The sequence below is a fragment of the Nocardioides sp. CPCC 206348 genome (assembly GCF_048654705.1).
Lineage (GTDB): Bacteria > Actinomycetota > Actinomycetes > Propionibacteriales > Nocardioidaceae > Nocardioides.
Genome location: NZ_JBMCZA010000243.1, coordinates 605 through 6,289, shown reverse-complemented (window position 1 = coordinate 6,289; position 5,685 = coordinate 605). Strand labels below are relative to the sequence as shown.

6 protein-coding genes are annotated in these 5,685 nt (G+C 70.3%); 2 read left to right on the top strand and 4 right to left on the bottom strand.

Annotated features, from left to right (window positions below; genetic code table 11):
• Nucleotides 1-32: 32 nt before the first annotated feature.
• Complete coding sequence (locus tag ACOADB_RS28345) at nucleotides 33-1,226, bottom strand: thiolase family protein (RefSeq protein WP_378607092.1); 1,194 nt, start codon at nucleotides 1,224-1,226, stop codon at nucleotides 33-35.
• A gap of 132 nt (nucleotides 1,227-1,358) precedes the next feature.
• Here ACOADB_RS28345 and ACOADB_RS28340 point away from each other — a divergent pair, with 132 nt between their 5' ends.
• Nucleotides 1,359-2,000: a TetR/AcrR family transcriptional regulator gene (locus ACOADB_RS28340; RefSeq protein WP_378607089.1), complete on the top strand. Its 642-nt coding sequence runs from the start codon at nucleotides 1,359-1,361 to the stop codon at nucleotides 1,998-2,000.
• Here ACOADB_RS28340 and ACOADB_RS28335 read toward each other — a convergent pair.
• Entirely contained in the window at nucleotides 1,966-2,586 is a 621-nt protein-coding gene (locus tag ACOADB_RS28335; protein ID WP_378607086.1) for a TetR/AcrR family transcriptional regulator, read from the bottom strand. The two genes, ACOADB_RS28340 and ACOADB_RS28335, sit on opposite strands and share 35 nt — an antisense overlap.
• Nucleotides 2,587-2,661: 75 nt before the next feature.
• Between ACOADB_RS28335 and ACOADB_RS28330 the strand changes: the two genes are divergently transcribed.
• Nucleotides 2,662-3,885 (top strand): acyl-CoA dehydrogenase family protein, encoded by a 1,224-nt coding sequence (locus tag ACOADB_RS28330; RefSeq protein ID WP_378607083.1) that lies wholly within the window; start codon nucleotides 2,662-2,664, stop codon nucleotides 3,883-3,885.
• 9 nt (nucleotides 3,886-3,894) lie between these two features.
• Here the strand turns inward: ACOADB_RS28330 and ACOADB_RS28325 are convergent, their stop codons facing one another.
• Together ACOADB_RS28325 and ACOADB_RS28320 are read right to left on the bottom strand one after the other, a co-directional pair.
• Entirely contained in the window at nucleotides 3,895-5,133 is a 1,239-nt protein-coding gene (locus ACOADB_RS28325; RefSeq protein WP_378607080.1) for a DUF445 domain-containing protein, read from the bottom strand.
• Nucleotides 5,134-5,153: 20 nt separating this feature from the next.
• Nucleotides 5,154-5,685 (bottom strand): hypothetical protein (locus ACOADB_RS28320; protein WP_378607077.1); only part of this gene is annotated, 532 nt, incomplete at its 5' end.

Below are 5,685 nucleotides of genomic sequence, written 5' to 3'. Positions count from 1 at the left end.
TTGAGGTGCGAGCGCAGCGAGCCTCGAAACCCTCAGACTCGTTCGATGATGGTGGCGTTGGCCATGCCTCGGGCCTCGCACATGGTCTGGATGCCGTAGCGTCCGCCGGTGGCCTCGAGGTGGTTGACGAGCGTGGCGAGCAGGCGGGTGCCCGAGGAGCCGAGGGCGTGGCCCAGGGCGATCGCACCACCGCGGGGGTTGAGCTTCGCGGGGTCGGCACCCAGGTCGTGCGCCCAGGCGAGCGGGACGGACGCGAAGGCCTCGTTGACCTCGTAGGCGTCGATGTCGTCGATGCCCAGGCCTGCCTTGGCGAGCGCCTTCTGCGTCGCGGGGATCGGACCGGTCAGCATCATCAGCGGGTCCGAGCCGACGACGGCGTACGACACGAAGCGGGCCCGCGGGGTGAGGCCGAGCGAGCTTGCCATCTCCTCGCTCATGATCAGCGCGGCCGACGCGCCGTCGGTGAACGGCGAGGAGTTGCCGGGGTGGATCGCCCACTCGACGTCGGGGAAGCGGGCTGCGTACTCGTCGGTCCGGAAGGCCGGGTTGAGCCCACCGAGGCCCTCGGCCGTGGTGCTCGCCCGAACCGTCTCGTCGACCGTGTGAACGACGGCATTGCCCTCGGCATCGGTCACGGTGATCGGGACGATCTCCTTGTCGAAGAAGCCCGAGGCGATGGCCTGGGCGGCACGCCGGTGCGACTCGGCGGAGTACTCGTCGAGGGTTGCGCGGTCGAACTTCCAGTCACGGGCCACGAGCTCGGCGGACACACCCTGATTGACCAGCCCCTCGGGGTAGCGCGCGTGCAGCTCGGGGCCGAAGGTGTCCTTGCCCTGCGTGGTGCTGCCCATCGGCACGCGGCTCATCGACTCGACACCGGCGGCGATCACGATGTCGTAGGCGCCCGCGGCCACGCCCTGGGCAGCGAAGTGGACCGCCTGCTGGCTGGAGCCGCACGCCCGGTCGATGGTCGTCGCGGGGACGGACTCGGGGAAGCCGGCGCCGAGGACGGCGGTACGGCCGATGTTGAGCGCCTGCTCGCCGCCCTGCATCACGCAACCGGTGATCACGTCGTCCACGAGCACCGGGTCCAGGCCGTTGCGCTCGACGATCGACTTCAGGACGTGGACCAGCAGCGACGTCGGATGGGTGCCGGACAGGGCGCCACCCATCTTGCCCTTGCCGGACGCGAGACGGACGACGTCGACGATGACGGGAGTGGGCACCGCGCACCTCCAGGTTGTAGGTTCTGGTTAACCAGTCAGTCCTGACTGGTTAGTGCACTGTAGCCTGTCGCCGCCGCCCTGTCACCCACGAGGCCATCCACGAGGCCATCCACGAGAAGGACGAGGACCCCGATGCCCGGTACGTCGTCCACGGACCACCCGTCCGAGGAGAGGACGCCGCCGAAGCGCGCCCTCCAGAGCCGCACCGTCGACGTGCAGCGCCGGATCCTCGACGCGGCCGTCGACGTACTCCTCGAGGACGGGTACGGCGGCGCCACCACCCTGCGCATCCAGGAGCAGGCCGGCGTCACGCGCGGTCGACTGCTGCACCACTTCCCGTCCCGCGACGCCCTGCTGACCGCGGCAGCCCACCACCTGGCGAACGCCCGCGTCGGCGAGATGGCCGCCGACCAGACCTGGCCGACCGACGCCGGCGAGCGCATCGATGCCGCGATCGAGGCCATGGCGCTGACGTTCACCCAGGGCTACTTCTGGGCGGCCACCGAGCTGTGGATCGCAGCGCGCCACAACGACGAGCTCCGCGCAGCCCTGCTGCCCGGAGAGCGCGACCTCGCCCGGGTGATCCGACCCGGCCTCGACGCCTTCTTCGGCCCCGAGCTCAGCGCGCACCCGGCGTACGAGGACCTGCGCGAGATCCTCTTCACCAGCCTGCGCGGCATGGCGCTGACGACTGCGTTCGACCCGCGGGAGGAGCCGACCCGCCGTCACATCGCCAGGCTCAAGCAGCTGGCGCGCTCGGTCCTGCTGGACTGAGCAGCGCCACGAGCGTCTCGACGACAACACTCCGGGCGGGACGGGCGACCGGGCTGGTCGTGGACGTGCCGTTGAGAGCCCCTACGACGAGGTCACGCAGCACCCGGAGATCCACGTCGTCGCGCACGACCCCCTCGTCCCTTCCCCGGGAGAGGACGTCGAGCCAGACCTTCCCGAACCGGCGCTCGTGCTGGACGTGGTCGGCGCGCAGGTGCGGGGGAAGCGTCTCCACCATCCGGACCACCGCGGAGGCGCGGTCGTCGCTGGCGTGGAGGGCATCGAGGTGTCCGCGCAGTGCGGCGCGCAGTCGATCGACGGGCGTGGCGTCAGCAGGGACGGCGGCGACCGCGCCGGCCAGCGCCTCGCGTGCCGAGTCGACACCGTCCCGTAGCGCAGCGGCCACCAGGTCGTCCTTGGTCGCGAAGTGGAACGCCAGGCTCCCCACCTTGAGGTCGGCCGCGTCGGCGATCCGACGGAGGCTCGCGCCGCCGTACCCGTGCAGCGCGAACTCGTGCGCCGCCGCGGCCAGGATCCGCTGCCGGGTGCGCGCGGCCTTGCTCTCGGAAGCAGTCCCGGAAGTGGTCACTTCCGGAGTCTAGCGAATCTGACGCTCGTCCGATTACACTGAATCGTACAGTCGTCCGATTCCGAGGAGTTCCCCATGAGCGTCGCCCGCACCCAGGACCGCATGTCCCACGACGTGTGGCTGCCCGAGGAGACGCGCGGCGTCCGCACCCAGGTCCGCGAGGCCGTCGCCCGACACCTGGCCCCGGTGGCCCGCGAGATCGGTGAGCGCGAGGAGTCGCGGGACAGCTTCGCGTGGCCCGCCTTCCGCGGCCTGGCCTCCGAAGGCGTGTTCGCCCTCCCCTTCGAGGCCGAGTACGGCGCCGGCCTGGAGTTCCCGATGCTGGCGACCTGCACCGCCACCGAGGAGATCGCCTACGAGTCCTCCTCCATGGCCGGCGTGTACGACGGCCAGTGCATCCTCGTCCCCCAGACACTCACCTTCGCGACCCCCGAGGTCCGGGCCCAGCTGGTCCCTGACCTCGTGTCCGGCGAGACCGCATTCTCCTTCGCCACCACCGAACCGGCGACCAGCTCGGACCTGACGGCCGAACGTCTCGGAACGGTGGCCATCCAGGCGGATGGCGGGTGGATCGTGAACGGCCGCAAGCGCTGGATCACCAACAGCGTGGTCGCCGGCTGGGCGTCGATCCTCGTCCGCGACGGGCACGACGGAAACCGCGCCACCATGCTGCTCGTCGACCTCAACGCGCCGGGCGTCCGGATCGGAGAGCCCGACCTCAAGATGGGCCACCGCGGCCAGATCACCGCCGACATCGTGCTCGAGGACGTCTTCGTCCCCCACACCCACGTGCTCGGGGAACCCGGCCGAGGCATGGGAGTGGCGCTCTCGGCGCTCGTCCGTGGTCGCATCGGCATCGGCGCCGCCGGCGTCGGCGTCGCCCAGGCGGCGATGGACCTGGCCGTGCACCGACTGCAGACCCGCGAGGTCTTCGGTGCGCCGTTGGGCGCCATGCAGCACTGGCAGTTCACCCTCGCCCAGCGCGCCACCGAGATCGAGTGCGCCCGCAGCCTCTACCAGAAGGCGGCGTACCTCCTCGACACCGGCGACGCCACCGCCGAGCCCGAGGCCGCGATGGCCAAGGCCTTCGGCACCCGACTGGCGGTCGACATGGTGCGTGACGCCATCCAGGTCCACGGCGCCCTCGGCTTCGCCCGCAAGGTCTCCGAGTCCGGCGAATCGGTCCGCCTCGAGGAGATGTACCGCGACTCCAAGATCCTCGAGATCTTCGAAGGCGCCAACGAGCTGCAGCAATGGATCGTCGCGCGACGCCTGATCGGTCGCGACATCACCGGCTGAGCCGTCTGGTCACGCGCCGCCGAGGTGCGTGACCAGCTCGACCTGGAGCTCGCCGACCAGGAAGCCGAGCAACGCGCCGACACTGATCATCAGCCACTCGTCGTCCTTGAAGATCGGCCGCATGATGCCCTCGAACTGCTCGGTCGACAGCTGCGCCATCTTCTCCGCCAGCACGTTCTCGACGTCGAGCACCCGAGCGGCATAGTCCTCGACCTCGGGCATCTCGGGCAGCAGCGTCAGCACGCGTCGTACGACGGTGGCCTTCATCTGGTCGTAGCGCTCGGTGCCGATCCCGACGGCCACCAGCGACCTGGCCGGACCGAGGGACCTGGCCACGACGTCGTCGACCTCCCGCTGGACCATCACGAACAACCGATCAGCGCCGGGACCGGTCAACACCGACTCCAGCAGGGCGGCTGGCTGGAACAGGTCGGCGGCCATGATGCGTGCGTAGTCGCGGGTGATCTGGTCACGGCTGGCGTGCAGCACACCGTGCATCCGCTTGCCGAGGATCCGTCGCGGTTCACTCGGCCGGAACAGCAGGGTGAGCGCGATCCAGTCACTGAGGAAGCCGGTGACCAGGCCGAAGACCGGCATGATCCAGACGTTGTGCCAGTAGGCCCAGGCCACGGTCTGGACCAGGCCGATGGCGAAGCCGAAGACCAGTCCCGTCCGCCGCAGGAACAGCATCGAGCTGCCGGCGGTCTGGCGCATCATGTCGTTGAGGCGGTGCTTGTGCTGCACCAGCGTGGTGACGGTGAGGTAATGCAGGTCGATGAACTGGTCGACGTCGCCGCGGATCTCCGCAATCAGTCGATCCACGATGCCGGGCGCCTGTTGCTGGACCCGGGCGCGCACCAGACGACGGACGGGGTCGGGCAGGGCATCCCAGCCGCCGGGCGTGATCTGGTCGACGACCTCCCGTGCCACCTCGTCCACTGCACGCGCCAGTGGCACACGGAGCTCGTTCACCGCATCGGCGCCGTCGAACCGCGCCAGCAGGTCCTCGGCCCGCAACAGGTTCTCGGTGAGCAGGCGGATGGTGACGGCAGCGACCTTTCCGGCCCGTCGCGGCACCAGTCCCTGCCATCCGAACGGCCCGATGCCGACGAACTTCATCGGCCGGTAGAGCATCTCGATCGCAACGATCTTGGTGACGTACCCGATCAGCGCCGCGATCAACGGCATCGACGCGTAGATGTACCAGTACTCGGCGACGTCCGCGCGGATCTCGGGCCAGGTCTGCACCGCGGCAACCAGGTGCGCCCTCACACGGACTGCCCCACGGCCCGCGGCCCGACCTGCCGGGCAGCCCACAGCTCCCGGCCGAGGTCGGACAGCTCGATCCCACCCCTTCGGATGCGGGGCCCCAGCGGACCGCGAGCGGCTGCGCGGATCGCGTCCAGGACGTCGGGCTCGGCGAGGAGCACTTCGTACTCCTGACCGCGGTCCTCGCGCTCGGGCGTCGCCACCACCAGTCCGGTGTCGAGCAGTCGGGTCACATAGGTCGGCGTACGTCGGACCAGGGCGATGCCCGCCTGGCGCCCGATCAGCGAGGCGTTCCGCAGGCCCAGGTGTTCCTCGCCGTCACGGCGAGCTTCGACATGGACCAGCGGACTCCAGTCGCGAGCAGCCAGGGCCGCAATGATCCGGGCCTCGTCGGGGACCAGGCCTCGCACCAACGCGTCGAGCAGGGAGTCCTCCGCCTCCGCGCTCGACTGGCTCAGCGCCCGTTCGAGCAGTACGCCGAGCCGGCGGGCCGACGCACGAACCGGCGCGACGCTCCCCAGCTCCGCCGCG